Here is a 19,982-nt window from a genome sequence, read left to right as displayed (position 1 = left end):
TATCCCCCAAATTTTATCATTCTATTTTTTCTTTGGTAATATCTCTACCCAGTAATTATCTGGATCTGCTATAAAGTAAATTCCCATAGCTTTATTTTCAAAACATATACATCCCATTTCTTTATGTAACTCGTAAGCTTTATCGAAATCTTCTACTTCTAATGCTAAGTGGAACTCGTTGTCACCTAAATTATAAGGTCTATCCCAATCTCTTAACCAAGTTAATTCTAGCTGATGAGATGTTACTCCATCACCTAAATACACTAATGTAAAACTCCCATCTTCTGCATTTTTACGTCTAACTTCCTTTAATCCTAATGCTTTTTCATAAAATTCTAAGCTTTTTTCTAAATTTAATACATTAAAGTTATTATGACAAAATGTAAATTTCATATCTTTTCTCTCCTTCTGTGTTACAATATAATACTTTCATATAGCAAATTTTATTATTTTGTATAATTAAATATTATTACATTTTTTTGTACATTACTACAACATTTTTTTATTATATCCTTAATTTTGCAATAATTGGATAATGATCTGATAATTTTTTAATAATTACCCTATAATTTATAGGAACAATATCCTGTGATACAAAAATATAATCTATTCTTTCTATACCTAAGGAAAATGTCAAAGTATTTGATTTATCCAATTTTTTAGCTACATCTATACAATTACTATCAAGATTTATATCTGCCGCATTAAAATCTCCTGCAATAATATATGGCTCATCGCCAAGTTTATCTACAAATTCTTGTACTTCCCTCAATTGTCCTACTTGCTCATCTTTATCTGTTCCTAAGTGAACGTTAATTATATTTACAGGTTTTCCTCTAACATCAATAACTGTATGTAACATACCTCTTTGTTCTTTTGAACTACTTAAATACACATGATTTTGTCTAATTATTCTATATTTCGAATAAGTCACTAGCCCATAGTTTGAATTTAAATTTACTACGTTGGCACCAAAATGTGCATTCATTCCTAGCTCTTCCTTTAAACTACTTACCTGAAATCCCACTTTTGCAGATTCATTCACCTCTTGCAAACAAATAATATCTGCATCACAGTTTTTTAAGAAGTCTATAATATCAAAAAGCGTTGGAAACATATCCTTATCTACCCCACTATGTATATTGTAACTTACAATTTTAATATCTGTATTTAAACTACCTTCATTTGCATTAATATTACATATTACTAAACTAGAAATTATAATTAATACTGATAAAAAAAGTTTTTTTAATTTAATATTTCATCAACTCCTTTTACACACATTATTATATATTATTGTCCAAAAATTAAAGACGCTAATAGCGCCTTTAATTTTAATGATTTTTCTTTACGACCTTCTCTTTAATTATATAATTAATGACTTTTTTTCTTATATCTTCTGCAGAATCTTCTTCAATTATTTTTATATCTAAAAGTTTTGCTATTGATTTCATATCTTCTCTAGTTTTAGACTTATAGCTTTCAATTAAATCTTTTTTAATTTTTTCAGGCTCTAGCACATATTCTTGACTATTTCTTTTATAAAAAACATATTTTTTAGAGTATGAACCTCTATTGGTATAAATATGCTTTGAAACTTTCTTTAATATTTGACTATAAGAGTTTTTTTTATTCACTTTCACACCCAAATAATTGGCAAATTTTATTAACTCTCCTTTTGACTTAAACAGTTCTTGACTTCTAAGAATTTTAGCTACTGAAACCATATTTTCTTGATATGCACCTTTTTTTAATACTTTTAAATAAGTTTTATTAACATTAGAGTCTTTACTTATTTTTTTTATATAATCATTTATGACTTTATCTATATTTCCCTCAAAGTATTTTTGTGCGCCTTTTTGAGATACATAATTTTCAAGTTCTTTGTGGGCCATATCAAGTATCATATCTTTCAAATCATCTTTATAATATCTAGATTCCATGATACCTCCCCCTTATTATTAGCAATTTTATCCTTACTTATTATATTCATATAATTTTAAATTGGTGAATTTGATAAATATTTTCTTCTTTATGGTTTAATTAATTATATGATTTTGAATTTAATGTATAAAGTAAGTTGTTGTGGAAAAACTAGTACTATAAAATCAAACATACTCAATCTCCCCCATTTAGGCTTCTATTTTCCCCCATAAATAGAAGCCTTTTTTTATATAAAAATAAAGAAGGACTATTTATAATAGCCCTTCTTTATAGTATCATTGTCGAATATTAACTTATAAAATATTTTTACCTTCACATGTAAGTATTTCAAATCCCATAATTTTTGCTAATGTTGGTGCAATATCAACTAATCTTAATTCTTCTATATCTCTATTTTTTTCTATATTTATTCCTTCAATGTAGAATGATGCTCTCATATCTTTTAAGTTTTCACAATATCCATGTTGAGCCTTTTGAGCTGTATTACTATCTAAATATTCACCTAAAGTATCTTCCCTTACTTCATATCCTGGTTTAGATATTATAACGTAATCAGCATCAGGGAATCCTCTTCTAATTTCTTTAGCTTCTTCACCTGTTATTACTTCACTAATACCACTATTTTCATCTTCTAGAAGTTCCTTTAGCACTGCTTCTACTTTAGATTTTATTTCTTGATTTTCTTTATCTCTTAATCTTATTTGTCCTGTTCCTCCAGAACGTTGACACCATACATCCCAATTAATTAATTTGCCATTTGTATCAATTTCTATTAAATTATTCTTAACAAATATTATATTAGGTTTTATATCGTATTTGTTATCTATAGTTCCGTGATCTGAAACTACACATACTACCACATTATTATTAGTCATTTCATGTGCTTTTTCTATTAATTCTCCAACTAATGCATCTATTTTTTCAAGATCCTCTATAGCTTCTCTACTATATACTCCATTTATATGAGCTGTCTCATCATAAGCTGCATAATAGCATGACATAAAGAATGGTTTTTCTTCTAAGTGTTTTTTTATTTTGTTATCTAATATCCATAAAGCAGCTTTTTGTCTTATAGTATCACCCTCAATAGTTAAATCTGTTCCACCTGCAAATCTTCCTATTTCTTTTTCCATTTCTCTAACCATACCTTGTGGTCTACTTACGGCATCTATTAGTTTGCTATCAAGATGACTTCCATCTCTCCAAATTTCTGGTATATGGTAGTCTGATTTTGCTCCAACAGATACTGGAAATCCTACACTAGAAGATATATATCCATTTTCCTTTGCACATTCCCATAAATTTTTAGCATCCTCACTTACATACCAGTTCCATGCATCCATATGTTTTCCTGTTGGATCAAACACCTTGTTAGTATGAACTCCATGTGTTACAGGATAAGTTCCTGTAATTATAGAGTGATGACATGTATAAGTAAAAGTAGGAAATACACTTTTAACACCCTTTGATGCATAAGTTCCATTTTCTACAAAATATTTTTTTATATTAGGAAGATTAACTCCTATTTTTTCTGATTCAAATACAAACTCTGGTTTTAGAGCATCTATTGATATTAATAAAACGCTTGGTTTATTATTCATTTTCATTCTCCTTAACTTACTTTTTTATCTTCATTTAATTTATTAGTTACAGTTATTTCTCTTAACTTCTTATTAATTATAAGACCTATTATTCCAAATACTATTAATATAAGAAACAATATTCTATACCCTAATAGTCCATTAAATTTATCTAAGATGTTTCCATATAAAGAATAGCAAAATATCAATGGCGAGTATCCAATAAAACTAGACAATGATATGGCTGCACCTGATAATTCTTCAGATATTCCAGCTTCTTGCATCGGTGCAAATAATAACGCTTTCATAGAATTGACCAAAATAGAAAATACTATGACAAAAACAAAGCCTACTATGATACTAATTTTTGATTTTGCTAATAAAATCATAATTATATTTGCAATTATTATTAATTTAAAACAAAAACAAAAATATCTAGATGTTGATTTAAACTTCTTATCCGCTAAGTATCCTCCTAAAGGACCTGCCATCATCTTAATTCCATATTGATTTACCGTCCCATAAATACCTATCACTACTACACCTATTCCGAATGTATTTTGTAAAAAAGGCATCATATAGGTTAATCCGCAATAAATAGCATATGCACAGAATATGTTTCCTGAAATTAACCATACTTCTTTTACTTTAATAACTTCTATTGGAAAGCTCATCTTTTTTTTATTCTCTTTTGCATTAACTTTTTCATCTTTATCTAATAAGATGAAAGCTAGAACTCCCATTAATATACAAGTAATTGAATAAAATAAAATTACATATTTAATTGAGCCATATATAGAAAATATAGATAGAGCTATAAATACTATTAATGTATCAAATAAACCTCTTCCAGCTTCAAAAAATCCAAATATACGCCCTTGTTCATCATCATTTCCAAGTTCGTTTACGCTTTTTACCAATACTGCCCAATAAACCATATCACTAAATAAAGCAAATAAAACCCATATAAACATAAGTCCATAATAACTTGGTAAAGTATATAAATATATACCCGTAAATCCAACACCTATAAGCGCGCAAGGTATTAATATCCTTTTAGATATTCTATCTATAAAATATATTGATAAAAGAAATCCAAATGTGCTAAATAAACCCGCCATAGACAATATATTGCCTAATTGAGTATGGCTTAAATTCAAGCTTTCTTGTATAGAAACATAAAATACATCTTGTATATAAGGTAGTTTATATACTACTCCTGTAGCCATTGTTAAAATTAAAAATATAATTTTTTTCTTAATTTTTCTTTTAGACTTCATAAATCATTTTCCTCTTCATTCTTAAAATAAAATATCTAAAATATTATAGTATAGATTATTAACATTATACAGTTAAATATTTAATATACATCACTTGTTATTTGGCAAGTTTTACAAGACTATTATTAGTGTATATTTTATTAAAAATAGCTTCGGTTAAATAAACCAAAGCTATTTTTTATATTTTAAGCAACTTTTTCTTCTAGTTTATTATTTTTCTTTATTGCATTTATTAATAATGTACTTACAACAACTCCTAATAGGGCAAATCCTATCATCATCATAAATACCATTCTATATCCTGCAAGTCCTGGATTATTATCTAATACACTTCCATATAATGAGTAAGCAAACATACCTGGTGCATATCCTATGAAACTTCCTATAGACATTGCTGCCCCTGTTATATCATCTGATATATTTATTTCACCCATTGGTGCAAAATATGTAGCTTTCATTGAGAATACTATTGCTCCAAAAGTCAATGTCATAGCCATTCCTAAGTAAACATTTAATGAACTATGTGGTGCTATAACCATTATTATTAAAACAACTATACATGCTATAAATGCTGCTCTTAAGTATTTTGCTGGTGAATGGAACTTCTTATCTGCTAAGTATCCACCTATTGGACCACCAACCATTTTTAAACCATACTGATTTATAACTCCATATGCTCCAACTAAAGCAACTGGTAAAGCATATATATTTTCTAAGAAAGGTATGAAATAAGTTATTCCACAGAATACTGCATAAACAAAGAATGTAGTAAATGCTGCTAACCATATTTCTTTTGTTTTTAATGCAACTATAGGAGAAACTTTAACTTTTTTAGTTTCTTTTCCATCAACTGACTCTGTTTTTTTATCATCTTCAATGAAGAAGAATGCTAATACACCTACAACTATAACTGTTATAGAGTAGAATAATATAGAATTTACAAATCCTAATTTACCTGAACCAAAATAAGCAAATATTCCTAAAGCTGAAAAAGCCACTATTGTATCTACAAGACCTCTACTTGCTTCAAAGTATCCAAACATTCTACCTTGTTCTTCTTTACTTCCTAGCGATTTAACACATTTAAGTAAAACTGGCCAGAATACCATATCATTTGTTAATGCAAATAATGCCCAAATTATTAATACTTCATTGTAACCTGGTAAAGTAGCTAACCATAAACCTAAAAGACCACATCCTATAAGACCTGCTGGTAATAAAATTCTTTTAGATACTCTATCTGACAACCATACGGCTAGTATGAATCCTACAGTAGTTACAGCACCACTTATAGACATTGCATTGCCTAATTGTGTATGTGTAAGACCTAAATATTCTTGCATTGGACCATAAAATGCATCTTTTAAGAAACATAACTTATATATTGTTCCCGCGCCTAGTGTTAAGATTATAAATGTAATCCATTTTTTAATATTTTCTTTTTTACTGTTCAATGTTCTAACTCCTTCATAATTTTATTAATGATTATTTTCCTGCAACTATTATTTATTTAAGATATCTTTATAGTTAGTTTTTTAAGAAATCATTTTCTTTTTTTATTATATAAAGTGTTTTGTGCGATTTCAAGTATTTTTTTGTATTTATGTGTATTTTTATGTGTTATTTCCATAAAACATGCACAAAAAAACAACTCACCAATGATTTGAGTTGCTTTTCTGTGCATGTTTTTATTATTTACAAATTATCTCTATACCATTTTTTAAATATTTATCTAAAATATTTTGATTTATATTGCTGTCAGTTATTATTAAATTAACATCATCAATATGTCCTACCTTTGTCAAAGAAACATTTTCTATTTTACTACTATCTGCTAAAATAATTACTTCTTTTGATGTTTTCATCATAATTTTTTGTATTTGTGCCGTATCAAAATCATAATCGCTAATACCTCTATTTAAAGATACTCCCCCTACACCTATAAATGATCTATCCACTACAAAGTTTTCTAATATATTTTGAGCTAATTGACCATAAAAAGCATATTCTTTATTATCTAAAATCCCACCAGCTAATATAACTTTAATACCTTTATTATTTGCTAATTCCGTTGCAATAACTAACGAATTAGTTACTACTGTTAAATTAGTAAATTTATTTCTAATATTTTTTGCAATTTCTACATTTGTTGTACTATCATTTAGTGCTATAGATTGCCCTTCACTTATATACCTTGTTGCAATATTGGCTATTTCTATTTTTTCTTTTCTAAACTCTTCTTCTCTTTTATCAAAGCTAAGTTTATCAACTGAAACCTTTTTGAGAATGGCTCCCCCATAAACTCGTTGCAATACTCCTTCTTTTTCTAAATGTTCCAAGTCTCTTCTAATTGTTTCTATTGATACATTTAGTTCTTTAATTAATTTGGATACTTTAACTGCACAATCTCTATTTAGAGTTTCTATTATGTATTCATATCTTTCTTGAGCTAACATTTAAATCTCCTATTTTATTAAATTTACTTTTTAATAATTTCACTTTAGCAATATATTAATTTTTTATTAAAAAGATGGTGGTGTAACTGCAAATATTACCTGACACTCTTCATTACTTCTATTTTCCCACTTATGTTGTGACAATGTTGGAATCTTAACACTATCTCCACAGTTTAATTCTATAACTGTGTTCATCATATGAAGGTCCACTTTCCCTTTCATTACATATGCAACCTCTTCTCCTTTATGACTAAATTGCTCACTTGATGAAGATTCATTAGCTGGTATTGTCATAAGAACAAATTCTATATCACCTTGTAGATTAGGTGTTAGTAACTCATATGCAAAATTATCATCTTCACTAAATACCATTTTCTTTCTTTTATCTTTTCTTACAACTAAATTTTCTGTATAGCTATCATCAATAAAAAAATTAAACAAAGGAATCTCTAATGCATTTGAAATTTGCTTAATAGTATTTATTGATGGATTTGCAGTTCCTTTTTCTATTTGACTAAGTAAAGAAGATGTTACACCTGTAAGCTGTGCAAGCTCCTTTATAGTTAATCCTTTTCTTTTTCTATATTCACAAATATTTTTTGAAATTTGTACATCATTCATTAATTTTACCTCATTTTATTATAAAAATTCACTTCTTCTTAGCAATGCTAGACGAAATACTTTATATTTCCTGTAAGATATCATTACTATTGCTTTTGGTAGCTCCATTGTTGAGAATACTATTAATTGTTAAAACTTAATAGATTCACAAGTAATTATATCAATTATAAATATATTATGCAATTAAGTTAAATTTTATTAAATTTTATTCATATTAATTAAATATAATTGACATTTTATTTTCCTCATAGTATATTCTTAAATATAATTAAATATTTTAACTTTAAATTAAATTTTATTAAATAGAGAGGTTAATTAAATATGATAAATTCAAGTACATGGGCAGAAATAAACTTACAAAATATCAAATACAATGTAAATAGTGTAAAAAAAGCATTAAACAAAGGTACAAACCTTTGCTGCGTAGTAAAGGCAAACGCTTATGGTCATGGTGCTGTAGAAGTTTCTAAATTCTTAGAAAAAGAAAATGTAGATTTCTTTTCTGTAGCTAGATTAGAAGAGGCTTTAGAACTTGTTAAAAATAATATAAAAACACCTATTTTATGTATGGGTTATATTGATAACTGTAAAATTCACTATGCCATAGATAACAATATAAGAATTACAGTATATTCACTAGAAATGGTACAAAATATTAATGATTTAGCTAAAAAAATAAATAAAAAAGCTTATATTCATATTAAATTGGATACAGGTATGAGCAGAATTGGCTTCTTAGTAAATGATTATTCTATCAAAGATATAAAAAATATATTCTCTCTTGAAAATATAATAGTAGAAGGTATTTATACCCATTTTGCAAAAGCAGATGAGGATAACAAAGAGGCTACTTTTAAACAAATATCAAAATATCAAAAAGTTATTAAAGCATTAGAATCTGCAAATTTAAATATTCCTATAAAGCACGTTTCTAATAGTGCTGCAATACTAGATCTAAGAGATTGTGACTTTAATATGGTCAGATTAGGAGTTTCTTTATATGGTTGTTATCCTTCAGATGATGTTAGTAGAAAAATAGATTTAAAAACTTGTCTTGAATTAAAAAGTAAGATAAGTAATATTAAAACTATAGAAAAAGGAACTAGCGTTAGTTATGCTGGTACTTACACAGTTGATAAAGATACTAAAATAGCTACTATACCTGTTGGTTATGCTGATGGTTTCCCTAGAACTCAAAAAAATCCAAAAGCTTTTGTGAATGGTCGATTAGTTAATATAGTAGGCAGAATATGTATGGACCAAACAATGTTAGAGATACCAAATGATCTTACTGTAAATATGGAAGATGAAGTTATCCTAATTGGAGATATTGATGGTATAAAAATAGGCAATATTTCTGGAAATGTTGATACTATAGATCATGAAGTTTTATGTAATATAAATAGAAGAGTAAATAGAGTTTATTTAACTAATGAAGATAAATATACAGTTAATTATGTTCTAGATTAAATAGCAATTTAAAATTTTCATTACAAAGGCAAAGCCCAATAATTAGAGTTACATATCCTAATTATTGGGCGTCATTTTATATTTATACAAATCTAAGGTCATTCTCAATATTATAGAAATTAGTTATATTTATTTAATATAAAATCCTGTAAGTTTCATATCTTTATTGTAGCTTATAGTAAATTTAACATTCCCATTTTCAAATTTAGCTATAATTACAACTGTTGCTTGGTCACCATTTCCCACTACTGCCTCTTTATCATAAGAATCAAATTTCCCTAAATCTTTAGCCATAGGTTCCCATACTTCTTTTATTTTGTCTGCAACCCCTGCATCTATAAATTCCTGACTTGACATTTCTTTTATTTTGTCATATTCTTCATTACACAACATTTGAATAACACTTTCTGTAGTAGTTTTTAATTCTTCTTCATTGAAATCTTCACTTAATTTTTTTGAAGAACATCCCACTAACATTGCACAACCTAGTGCCACCATTAAAAATAATTTTATTTTTTTCATTTCTATTCCTCCATCATAGTTTTATTTTCTAATTTATTAAATTTCATTTTGAATTTATATATTAAGTATAAGAATCCTAAACTCCAAATAAGTACATATATTTCCATACTTATTGCTCCCATATTAAACAACTGTGGTAAAATGCCTACTCCTGCATCTAATATGCCATGAAGTATAATAGCCACAAATAAATATGAAATCTTATTTAATCTTATTCCATATAACACAATCATTGAAAAACCTACATGTACACTTAGTACAAATAGTCTCTCTAGTCCCATTAAAAAAGCATTTATTGTGCTTATATTTGAGAGTTCTATTAAATTAGGACTAAATAAAAGTACTACTGCATTAATTCCTACTATTATAAATGCTTCTACACCCCAGTGTCCAAAACCAAAGCTTAGTCCATCGTTGTATTTTTTATTATTTTTCAAGAAATACTTAAATCCTATATACCTTCCAACTTCTTCAAAAATTCCTGCTGTCAACCCTAAAAAAATACTATATAAATAAGGATTTAAACTTAACCTCATGTACCAATTTTGATTTGCTAAAACATATGTTAATAAAGGTAGCCTTAATAATATTTGAGATATAAAGAATACTGAAACACCCACTATAAAAGGTTTTAACATTTCTTTTTTGTTAAATATATAGTAAAAAAGCATTAATAACGGAATTACAAAGGCTATAACAGCACTTAATATTAACCCTATCTTTATCCCTATTTCAATCATTTTCCCACTTCCCAATTTTTAATTTGGAATTACAATATTAACTTTAAATTCATAATCATCAAAATCAATACCTAAACTTCCTTCATATTTTTCTAAAGTTTTTCTTATATTTTCAATCCCCAACCCTTCATGATTAACCTTAGTACTTTTAATTTTTTTATTTTTCATAATTGGTTTATCTTTCATGGAGTTTATTATATTTATGACTATAAAATCATTAAATTTATTAAGATGAAACTTTATATATCGGTTGTCTTCTACTTTCTTCGCAGCTTCAATAGAATTGTCTAAAAGATTTGCAAATATTGTAGTTATGTCTATTTCTCTCATAAAATCAAGATTTATGTCCCCTATTTTACAATCAAAACTTATATTAGTGCTTTTTATGATTTGATATTTATCATTTAATATAATATTTAATATCCTATTACTTGTATAATATTTTTGATTTAATTCATTAAGCATTAAATGAACATCTGTTGTATACTTTTTAGCCAAATCTTGTTCTTTATTTTCATATAACCTTTCTATGGATTGTAAGTGATTTCTTATATCGTGAATTAGCTTCCTAGATTCTTTGTACTTACTTTCCAAATTATCATAATACTTGTGCTGCAATTCACTTTGCTGATGGTACAGTTTAACTTCATTTTTCAAAGTATTATTCTTTGATATAGCATCAAAAATATGAGTAACATATATATTTAAAATCAATACCAAAATCACGTTTACAAGCAATAAAATACTTTCTTCAAAACCTGCATATAACTGTAATAAATAAACTAAGGTAAGTATATAAATTACACTAAATAAAGGGATAACTAAAAATGTGAAACTTTGAAGTTTATTTATAACTTTTGCCTCACATCTATTTATAAAATTTGTAAAAAGCTTTATGTAAACATATTCTATAATCCTAAGTAAAAATATAACTGTTATTTGTAAATAAGCTAAACTTGCAAAATAAATTTTTCCATAAGTTATTGCAAAGGATATAAAATAACTAACTAGAAAATCTACAAAAAGAAAACAAAGTGCAAATATACAGTAATATAATAAATAGAGCTTTGAATTATTATAAAGAAAATAACCTATTAACAATATTCCACTCAGAAAAGTAATCGTATTGATTATAAAACTCCCTGACATGGAAGCCAATACTAATACAATGTTAAACAATAGAAATGATGATATATAAATTATATTTTTTCTGTATATATTCCTATCTACTTTTTTCATAAAATCAAAGCAAGCATAAACAATAAACATATTTCCTATAATCGGTAATATTAAGTATGCAACTATATCAATATAATTATTAATCTCAATTACCCCCTTATCTGTTTCTCAATATGATTACCAAGATAAACATTGAGAGCACTTCTAAATTCACTTGATTTCTTCTGGGATAAAGGCACTATACTTTCATCCATCATATATACATCATAACCTTTGACAGATTTTACATTATACAAATTCACCACAAAGCTTTTATGTGGCATTTCAAAACCAAATTCTTTCATTTTGTCATTTATAACCGAAATTTTTTCTCTTATTATATAAGTTTTTTCGCTTGTTTTCATAGATATCTTTCTAGCTACATATTCAAAGTAATATATTTTCTTTATGTCTATTCTTACTACCCCCTCTTCAGTAATGAACTCTACAACGCATTCCTCATCTTCTTTCATATATAATAAAGCTTCATCGAGTTGATCATGAAGATCTGATTCTTTAATTGGTTTTACCAAATATCCAAAAGCGTGAACACTAAATGCAGAAGATGTATAATCTGTATAGTTTGTAACATAAATTATTTTTACTTTCTTATCATATACTCTAATTCTTTTAGCTGCTTCTATACCATTAATTCCATCCATATCTATATCTAAAAATATAATGTCAAACTTATCTTCACTATTTAATAGTCCTTCTCCACTTTTATATGAGTATACTTGCAAATCTTTTTTTTTGTAATTTTCTATTATTTCTTTTGTATGATTAAGAGTGATTAAATCATCATCACAAATAGCTATTTTAATCATCTATAATTTTCTCTCCCCTTACTTATTTTCATTATATATTCTTAAAGAATATAATATCAATAACTCTGCCTAAGGTATAGTTTTTTATACATAAGTTACAAGTAAATCATTAAATAATTTCTAACCTACTATTTTGTACAAAAAAATACCTAGAGAAATTCTCTAGGTATCTTAAATTATTTTCTATTCACTAACTTTAGCTGTTGTATCTGCTATTACTCTTATCCAACCTTCTGGAGCTTCTATTTTACCCATTTGTATTCCCGTTAATGTGTCATATAATTTTTTACAAATTGGCCCCATTTCAGTTGTACCATTCGCAAAACATATTACTTCATCTTTGTTAGTGACTTTTCCAACTGGCGATAAAACAGCTGCAGTTCCACATAATGCGCATTCTACAAAATCTTTTAATTCTTCAACATGTACTTCTCTCTCTTCTACTTCTAGTCCAAGATATTCTTTAGCAACATACATTAAAGAACGACGAGTTATTGATGGAAGTATAGTATCAGATTTCGGTGTAACTATTTTATTATCTTTTGTTACAAATATAAAGTTTGCTCCACCTGTTTCTTCTACCTTTGTTCTTGTTGCTGCGTCTAAATACATATTTTCATCAAATCCATTTTCATGAGCAACCTGAAGAGCATGTAAACTCATTGCATAGTTAAGTCCAGCTTTAACGTGACCTGTACCATGCGGTGCTGCTCTATCAAAATCACTTACACATATACTAAGTGGCTTAACCCCACCTTTGAAGTATGGTCCAACAGGTGTTGTAAATACTCTAAACTGGAATTTAGTATCTGGTTTTACACCTATTACTGCACCACTTCCAAATATATATGGTCTTATGTATAATGTTCCTCCACTACCATATGGCGGAACAAAATCAATATTTGCTAAAACAGTTTTCTCTACTGCATCTAAGAATTTCTCTTCTGAAACTACCGGCATATATAATCTTGTTGCTGAATCTGCTAAACGCTCAGCATTAAGATCTGGTCTAAATATAACTACTTTACCATCTTCTGTTCTATAAGCTTTTAATCCTTCAAAACAAGTTTGTGCATATTGTAAAACCCCTGCACATTCATTAATTACCACATTAGAATCCTCTGTTAAAACACCTTCATCCCAAGTACCATGCTCATAATTAGATACATATCTTTTAGCGGTTTGTCTATAATCAAACCCTAAGTTTTCCCAATCTAGATTTGTATTTCCCATATTACCACTCCTAAATCTATTTTTAAATTTATATCTATTATAAATTACTTATCTTTCAAATACAATTTTATAGATTTTTAAAAATAGAAAAAAGGAATATTATAAAAATATTCCTTTTTTTACTTTAATTAAATATAAGTTGATTTATACTAATTAATTTAGATTATTTAGTTTGAATTTTATTCTACACCTATTAAGTTAAAACCTAGATCTTCTATTAATGCTTTAACTTTATCAATATCTACACTATCATCCATATCAACGATAGCATATTTTCCATCTAGATTAACTTCTAAAACTTCTACACCTTCAATATCCTCTGTTAGAACATCTGTTAAGTTGCCAACACAATGGCTGCATTTCATCCCTTCAATAGATAACTTTCTTTTCATGTAGTTATTCCTCCTATTAGTAAATTCGCTTATTTACTCATTTGTAAATTTGAAATTCCTTTATAAATATCAAAATCATTTGGATAAATTTTTCCTTCAAGTCTTTTATTAGATACTATAAAATTATCTAATATCCCTAAAGATATAAATAATCCTTTTTCAACCACATATTTTTGAATTTGATCATATACTTTTTTAGTTTCATCCTCTGATTTAGAATTTCCTAAAGATTTAATATAAGTTAAAAATTGTTTATCCTTTATATTACATGATTCTAATATTCCTCTAGCATCAGGAATGCTTGATAATGAATATCCAACCACTGCTAAATCATATTCTTTAGAATTAAGCGCTTTAGCTAAATCTTTCTCATTTAGTTCTTTTACAACACTTTTAATTCCTATTGATGATAAGTTTTGTTTTATAGTATTAGCTACTTTTATTCTCTCACCATTTTCAGCTGAAACTACTATATTTAACTCTATTTGCTTTAGCATTTCTTTCATGTCTTTTCTTGAAAGTTCTGAATTAGAAGAAATACCAGTAGAATTATCCTCTATTACTCCTTGTAAATCTTGTGAACTCTGTTTACTAGCATCAGTTTGTTTTTGTGATTCTAAAGACTCATTTACTGATTTTAGTGCCTCTGTTAAATACTTTATTGCATTTTCTTTATTATAATCTAAATCTTTAATATCTTTATTATAGTATTTACTTGTTGTATTAAGAGGAAAATGTGATAAAGTTGCGTTATCTACATAAGCTTCTTTTAAAAGTTGTTTTCTATCTATTGCTGATATTATAGCCTTTCTAAAATTAACATCATTCAAAAACTCATTATCATAATTGAATATAACCATCTCATAATTTCTACCTTCATAATTAGTTATATTAAACTCTTTTTTCTTCTCAAACTTACTTAATTCTGATAAAGTTACACTAGCAATATCACTATCTAATGAAAGTACCATCTCCGTTTGTGATTCCTTATCAGGTACCATTTTCACAAAAATTTCTTTTCTATTCTCTGGTAAATCTCCAAAGTACTTTTCATTTCTTTCAAGTATCATGTATTGTCTATCTACATACTCTTTTATTTTATAAGGTCCATTACCTAAAAGATTATTCTTATACTTATTTACTTCATCAGTTTTTAAGCTACTTAATTTATCCTTTGAAACAATTGGAAATGTCAACTTTTCTATTATAAAAGGATCATTCTCATTCAAATTAATGGTAAAATTCTTACTATCATTTATTTGTATAGATTTAATATTTCCAACTAAGTCTGAATAAGGATTATCTTTAATTTTTTTAATTAAGTCTACAGTAAAATTAACATCACTAGATGTTAGTTCTTTATTATTATGCCAAGTGGCATCTGACTTTAATTTAATATTTATACTTTTACCATCTGAAGACTTTGTATACGTTTCAACTAGTCTTGGTTCAACGTTATAGTTTTCATCAATTTCGAATAAACCATCATAAATTAAATTCATTATATAACCCACTGATTTATCTCTGTTTAATATAGGATTTATAGTCTTTGGAAATAACATTGTTAAGTGAATATAATTTGACTCTTGAATATTATACTCGTTTATTTCTTCATTACTATCTTCATTTTTATTTTCTTTGGCACATCCTACAGTTCCCAGAACTATGGTTAAAACTATTGCTAGAAGTTTTATTAATTTTTTCTTCATTAGTTCCTTCCTTCCTCGCTGTATAACATATTATATTGTTCATAATATTTCTTTACTTTTGTTATATATCTATCTGTTTCTAAAAAAGGTATTGTATGTAAGTTTTCTCCATCATTACTATATTCTTCATCACCCAACCATTTTTTCACATTTCCAGAACCACCATTATATGCTGCAATAACTAACTCTGTTTTTCCGAACTCTTTATATAAAGTGTTCAGATACCAACAACCTACTCTTATGTTAGTTTCCGGATCATATATATCTATATCATCATTTAGCTCTAATTCTTCTATTGCCCAATCTCTTGTAATATCCGCAATTTGCATCAAACCTTTTGCACCTCTGCGTGATAATGCTTTTTCATTAAATTTACTTTCTGCTTTTATAATACTATAAACTAAATTTTCATCTAGATTATATTCCTCTGCATATTTTTCTACATATGCAGAGTACTTTTTAGGGTAGAGTAAAGTTTTTATTCTACCACCTTCTAAATAAATTGTTCCGCCTAAGATTATAATAACAGATAAGATTAAAATACTTTTCTTATACACTCCACTTCTCCTTTATATAATTCAAAAATATAAAAGCCTTGTTTTTTAACTCGTCAATTGTACCCGAATTATCTATTACATAATCTGCATATTTTACTTTATTTTCTTGACTCATTTGAGATTTTATTCTACTAAGTGCTTCCTCAGTAGAACAATTATCTCTTTTTTTTATTCTTTCAATTTGTATGTCTTCATTACAAGTAACTACTAGTAATTTATCAATAAAATTTAAATAATCTGATTCAATAAGTAATGCGGCATCTAATACTACTATTTCTTTATTTTGCTTTTTATACTCATCAATCTGATCACTTACATTTTGCCTTATGATCGGATGAGTTAGCTTATTAAGCTGAATTAGTTTTTCATCATCATTGAAAACTATTCTTCCTAAAGCTTTTCTATTCAAAGAACCATCTTCATTTTTTATATCAGTTCCAAAAGTATAATATACTTTTTGGAGTAATTTTTCATCATCATAAATTTGTCGCGCAATAATATCTGCATCGACTATATCTATATTTTCTTCACTAAATATTGTTGATAAACTACTTTTTCCACAACCAATATTTCCAGTCAATCCCAAAATAAGCATAATTTCACCTACTTAGTTTCATACCATGAATCTCCAACATTTAAATCTACATCCAAGTGTACTTGTAAATTAACTGCTGATTCCATTTCTTCTTTTACTATTTTACATACATCTTCTATCTCTTCATCTACAGCTTCAACAATAAGCTCATCGTGTACTTGTAATATTAGTTTTGATTTAAGTTGCTCATCTTTTAATCTATTATAGACATTTACCATAGCTATTTTTATAATATCAGCTGCACTTCCTTGGATAGGAGCATTCATAGCGAATCTCTTTCCTTGATTTCTAACCATAAAATTACTTGAATTTATTTCTGGTATATATCTTCTTCTATTGAAAATAGTTAAAGCATATCCATTGTCTGTTGCATTTTTTATTGCATCATCCATAAATACTTTAATTTTGTCATAATTTGCAAAATAACTTTCTATATAAGCTTTAGCCTGTGGCACTGGTATATTTAAATCTTGAGATAAACCAAAATCAGTTTTTCCATATACTATACCAAAGTTTATAGCTTTAGCTTCACTTCTTTGCTTTGAGTTAACTTCATTTACATCCACGTCAAATATTTGAGATGCTGTCTTTGAGTGAATATCTATATCATTTTGGAAAGCTTCTATCATATGCTCATCTCCACTCATATGAGCTAATACTCTAAGCTCTACTTGAGAGTAATCTGCATCTACTAATTTACAGTGATTATCTGCAATAAATACTTTTCTTATTTCTCTACCCATTTCAGTTTTAACAGGTATGTTTTGTAAATTTGGTTCAGTAGAAGATATTCTTCCTGTAGTAGTTATTGTTTGATTAAATGAAGAATGAATTCTACCACTTATAGGGTTGATTATGTTACTTAATCCTTCCACATATGTTGAGTTTAACTTAACTATTTGTCTATATTCAGTAATCTTGTCTATTATCTCATGTTTATCTCTAAGTTTTTCTAATACATCCGCATTAGTTGAGTATCCAGTTTTAGTTTTCTTAACTACTGGAAGTTCAAGTTTTTCAAATAATATAACTCCCAATTGTTTTGGAGAATTTATATTAAACTTTTCCCCTGCCATTGAGAAAATTTCTTCTTCTAAGTTTGCAATTATACTTTTGAACTTATCTCCCAGTTCATTAAGTTGATTCTTGTCCACTGCCATACCACAGTATTCCATAGATCCTAATACTTCTACTAACGGCATTTCCACATCATAGAATAAGTATTCCATATCCATATCTTTAAAGGCTTTTTCCATAATTGGGTATACATTATAAACTATATTTATTATTTCTCCGAAATATGTGCTCAACTCTTCTATATCTAAGTCTTGGAATTTCTTAGCTTTAGCACCTTTACCTAGTATCTCTTCTTCTGATTTAATCTTTTTAGTTAAATATTTCATTGCTATATCACTACATTCATAAGAAGTTGATGATTTTGAATCTATTAAATACTCACCTATAGCTATATCGAAGAATATATTGTTCATATTTATATTGTATGATTTTAATGATAAGTAATCATCTTTTAAATTGTAGCCGATTTTCTTGATTTCTTCATTTATAAGAAGATCTTTTATTAATTCCAATTTTTCATCACTTAAATAGTAAATATCTTCTCCATTTGTACTTATAAATACATATAAAATATTTTTATCTAATATGTTTCCTACTTTTTTTACAGTTTTTATAAATAATTTATTAGTTTTTTCTACTTCTCTTTTTAACTCTTCTACATTTTCTAAAGGAACAATGTTTAATTCTATCTTTTCTTCCACTGAACACTCTTCACTACCTGAATCCATAGATAGAACTTGCTTTATTAATGTGTTAAATCCAAACTTTTTGAATTCCTCTATTACTGCATTTTTATCATAATCTCCGTAAGCTAATTCCTCTAAACTTATTTCAATAGGTACATCTCTCATAATTGTAGCTAGTTTTTTACTAAATATAGCTTGCTCTTTATTTTCTTCTATCTTTTTCTTAACGCTTCCCTTTAGTTGTTCAGTGTTTTCTATTAAGTTTTCTACTGAAGAAAATTCCTTTATAAGTTTTATCCCTGTTTTTTCTCCTATTCCAGGAACTCCTGGTATATTATCTGATTTATCTCCCATTAGTCCTTTTAGGTCTATAAATTGTGTTGGAGTCATTTCATATCTTTCTATAACTGAATCATAGTTATATTCTTCCACTTCCCCTACACCTTTTTTAGTTATCAGAGTAGTAATTTTGTCTGATGCTAATTGTATAGCATCCTTATCTCCTGTAACTATATAAACTTTAAAGCCGTTGTCTTCTCCCATTTTTGAAACTGTACCAATTAAATCGTCAGCCTCATATCCTGCCATTTCCATTCTATGTATGTCAAACTTATCTAATAATTCTTTTAAAGGTTGTAATTGTTGACCAAGTTCACCTGGCATTTTCTTTCTTCCTGCTTTGTACTCGGCAAATTCTTTATGCCTAAATGTTGGTGCTTTCATATCGAAAGCTACACTTATGTGAGTTGGCTTATAGTCATCTATTATTTTAAATAACATTCTAGTAAAACCATATATGGCATTAGTATGTAATCCTTCACTATTTGTCATATCTGGCAATGCATAAAATGCTCTATTTATTATCGAGTTTCCATCTATAATTATTAATCTTTTGTCCAAGTTTATCACTCCTATATTTTTCAATATTATATATTTATATATCTTATTATATACCCATATATTATTATTTAATAATACCACAATAATCAAATTATATTAAGGTGTAAAAAAGAAAATTACAATAGCTTAATGTCACTAATCATATATGTTTACTGTGTTTTTTCATATATACCTT

The 19,982-nt window shown here is 27.0% G+C and carries 19 protein-coding genes; 1 reads left to right on the top strand and 18 read right to left on the bottom strand.

Annotation, left to right across the window (positions count from 1 at the left end; translation table 11 throughout):
- Window positions 1-21 precede the first annotated feature (21 nt).
- From QX51_RS12435 to QX51_RS12400, 8 genes are all read right to left on the bottom strand, one after another.
- Window positions 22-393 (bottom strand): VOC family protein, encoded by a 372-nt coding sequence (locus tag QX51_RS12435; RefSeq protein WP_039680229.1) that lies wholly within the window; start codon window positions 391-393, stop codon window positions 22-24.
- Between the two features lie 112 nt (window positions 394-505).
- A complete protein-coding gene (locus QX51_RS12430) occupies window positions 506-1,195 on the bottom strand; it encodes an endonuclease/exonuclease/phosphatase family protein (RefSeq protein WP_278246229.1) in 690 nt (229 codons plus the stop codon).
- A gap of 139 nt (window positions 1,196-1,334) precedes the next feature.
- Window positions 1,335-1,943: a hypothetical protein gene (locus tag QX51_RS12425; RefSeq protein ID WP_039680227.1), complete on the bottom strand. Its 609-nt coding sequence runs from the start codon at window positions 1,941-1,943 to the stop codon at window positions 1,335-1,337.
- Window positions 1,944-2,237: 294 nt separating this feature from the next.
- On the bottom strand, window positions 2,238-3,545 hold the full coding sequence (locus QX51_RS12420) for an alkaline phosphatase family protein (RefSeq protein ID WP_242842739.1): 1,308 nt from the start codon (window positions 3,543-3,545) through the stop codon (window positions 2,238-2,240).
- Window positions 3,546-3,556: 11 nt separating this feature from the next.
- On the bottom strand, window positions 3,557-4,804 hold the full coding sequence (locus tag QX51_RS12415) for an MFS transporter (protein ID WP_039680225.1): 1,248 nt from the start codon (window positions 4,802-4,804) through the stop codon (window positions 3,557-3,559).
- A gap of 185 nt (window positions 4,805-4,989) precedes the next feature.
- A complete protein-coding gene (locus QX51_RS12410) occupies window positions 4,990-6,258 on the bottom strand; it encodes an MFS transporter (RefSeq protein WP_039680224.1) in 1,269 nt (422 codons plus the stop codon).
- Window positions 6,259-6,495: 237 nt separating this feature from the next.
- A complete protein-coding gene (locus QX51_RS12405; protein ID WP_039680223.1) occupies window positions 6,496-7,260 on the bottom strand; it encodes a DeoR/GlpR family DNA-binding transcription regulator in 765 nt (254 codons plus the stop codon).
- 66 nt (window positions 7,261-7,326) lie between these two features.
- The gene (locus QX51_RS12400; RefSeq protein ID WP_039680222.1) at window positions 7,327-7,881 is read right to left on the bottom strand and encodes a helix-turn-helix domain-containing protein; all 555 of its coding nucleotides are present in this window, start codon (window positions 7,879-7,881) and stop codon (window positions 7,327-7,329) included.
- 321 nt (window positions 7,882-8,202) lie between these two features.
- Here QX51_RS12400 and alr point away from each other — a divergent pair, with 321 nt between their 5' ends.
- A complete protein-coding gene (alr, locus tag QX51_RS12395) occupies window positions 8,203-9,351 on the top strand; it encodes an alanine racemase (protein WP_039680221.1) in 1,149 nt (382 codons plus the stop codon).
- Between the two features lie 129 nt (window positions 9,352-9,480).
- On the opposite strand, the gene QX51_RS12390 is transcribed toward alr, so the two are convergent.
- The 10 genes from QX51_RS12390 to polA form a co-directional block, all read right to left on the bottom strand.
- Entirely contained in the window at window positions 9,481-9,873 is a 393-nt protein-coding gene (locus QX51_RS12390; protein ID WP_039680220.1) for a DUF3887 domain-containing protein, read from the bottom strand.
- Window positions 9,874-9,875: 2 nt separating this feature from the next.
- Complete coding sequence (locus QX51_RS12385; protein ID WP_052233039.1) at window positions 9,876-10,613, bottom strand: YhfC family intramembrane metalloprotease; 738 nt, start codon at window positions 10,611-10,613, stop codon at window positions 9,876-9,878.
- Between the two features lie 18 nt (window positions 10,614-10,631).
- Entirely contained in the window at window positions 10,632-11,852 is a 1,221-nt protein-coding gene (locus QX51_RS12380; RefSeq protein WP_161791925.1) for a sensor histidine kinase, read from the bottom strand.
- 89 nt (window positions 11,853-11,941) lie between these two features.
- Entirely contained in the window at window positions 11,942-12,658 is a 717-nt protein-coding gene (locus tag QX51_RS12375; protein WP_039680218.1) for a LytR/AlgR family response regulator transcription factor, read from the bottom strand.
- A 183-nt stretch (window positions 12,659-12,841) separates the two neighbouring features.
- Window positions 12,842-13,891 (bottom strand): branched-chain amino acid aminotransferase, encoded by a 1,050-nt coding sequence (locus QX51_RS12370; protein ID WP_039680217.1) that lies wholly within the window; start codon window positions 13,889-13,891, stop codon window positions 12,842-12,844.
- 179 nt (window positions 13,892-14,070) lie between these two features.
- Window positions 14,071-14,283, bottom strand: a complete 213-nt coding sequence (locus QX51_RS12365; RefSeq protein WP_039680216.1) for a heavy-metal-associated domain-containing protein — start codon at window positions 14,281-14,283, stop codon at window positions 14,071-14,073.
- A 29-nt stretch (window positions 14,284-14,312) separates the two neighbouring features.
- Window positions 14,313-15,992: an ABC transporter substrate-binding protein gene (locus tag QX51_RS12360; protein ID WP_039680215.1), complete on the bottom strand. Its 1,680-nt coding sequence runs from the start codon at window positions 15,990-15,992 to the stop codon at window positions 14,313-14,315.
- Complete coding sequence (locus tag QX51_RS12355) at window positions 15,992-16,549, bottom strand: lytic transglycosylase domain-containing protein (protein ID WP_039680214.1); 558 nt, start codon at window positions 16,547-16,549, stop codon at window positions 15,992-15,994. The genes QX51_RS12360 and QX51_RS12355 overlap by 1 nt, the downstream gene beginning before the upstream one ends.
- Complete coding sequence (gene coaE, locus QX51_RS12350; RefSeq protein ID WP_079768044.1) at window positions 16,542-17,144, bottom strand: dephospho-CoA kinase; 603 nt, start codon at window positions 17,142-17,144, stop codon at window positions 16,542-16,544. Before coaE ends, QX51_RS12355 begins: the two co-directional genes overlap by 8 nt.
- Before the next feature lie 8 nt (window positions 17,145-17,152).
- Window positions 17,153-19,807 (bottom strand): DNA polymerase I, encoded by a 2,655-nt coding sequence (gene polA / locus QX51_RS12345; protein WP_079764668.1) that lies wholly within the window; start codon window positions 19,805-19,807, stop codon window positions 17,153-17,155.
- Between the last annotated feature and the right edge of the window lie 175 nt (window positions 19,808-19,982).

This window comes from Terrisporobacter othiniensis (assembly GCF_000808015.1).
Lineage (GTDB): Bacteria > Bacillota > Clostridia > Peptostreptococcales > Peptostreptococcaceae > Terrisporobacter > Terrisporobacter muris.
The sequence above is the reverse complement of the archived record's forward strand: the minus strand, read 5'-3'. Positions and strand labels throughout refer to the sequence as shown.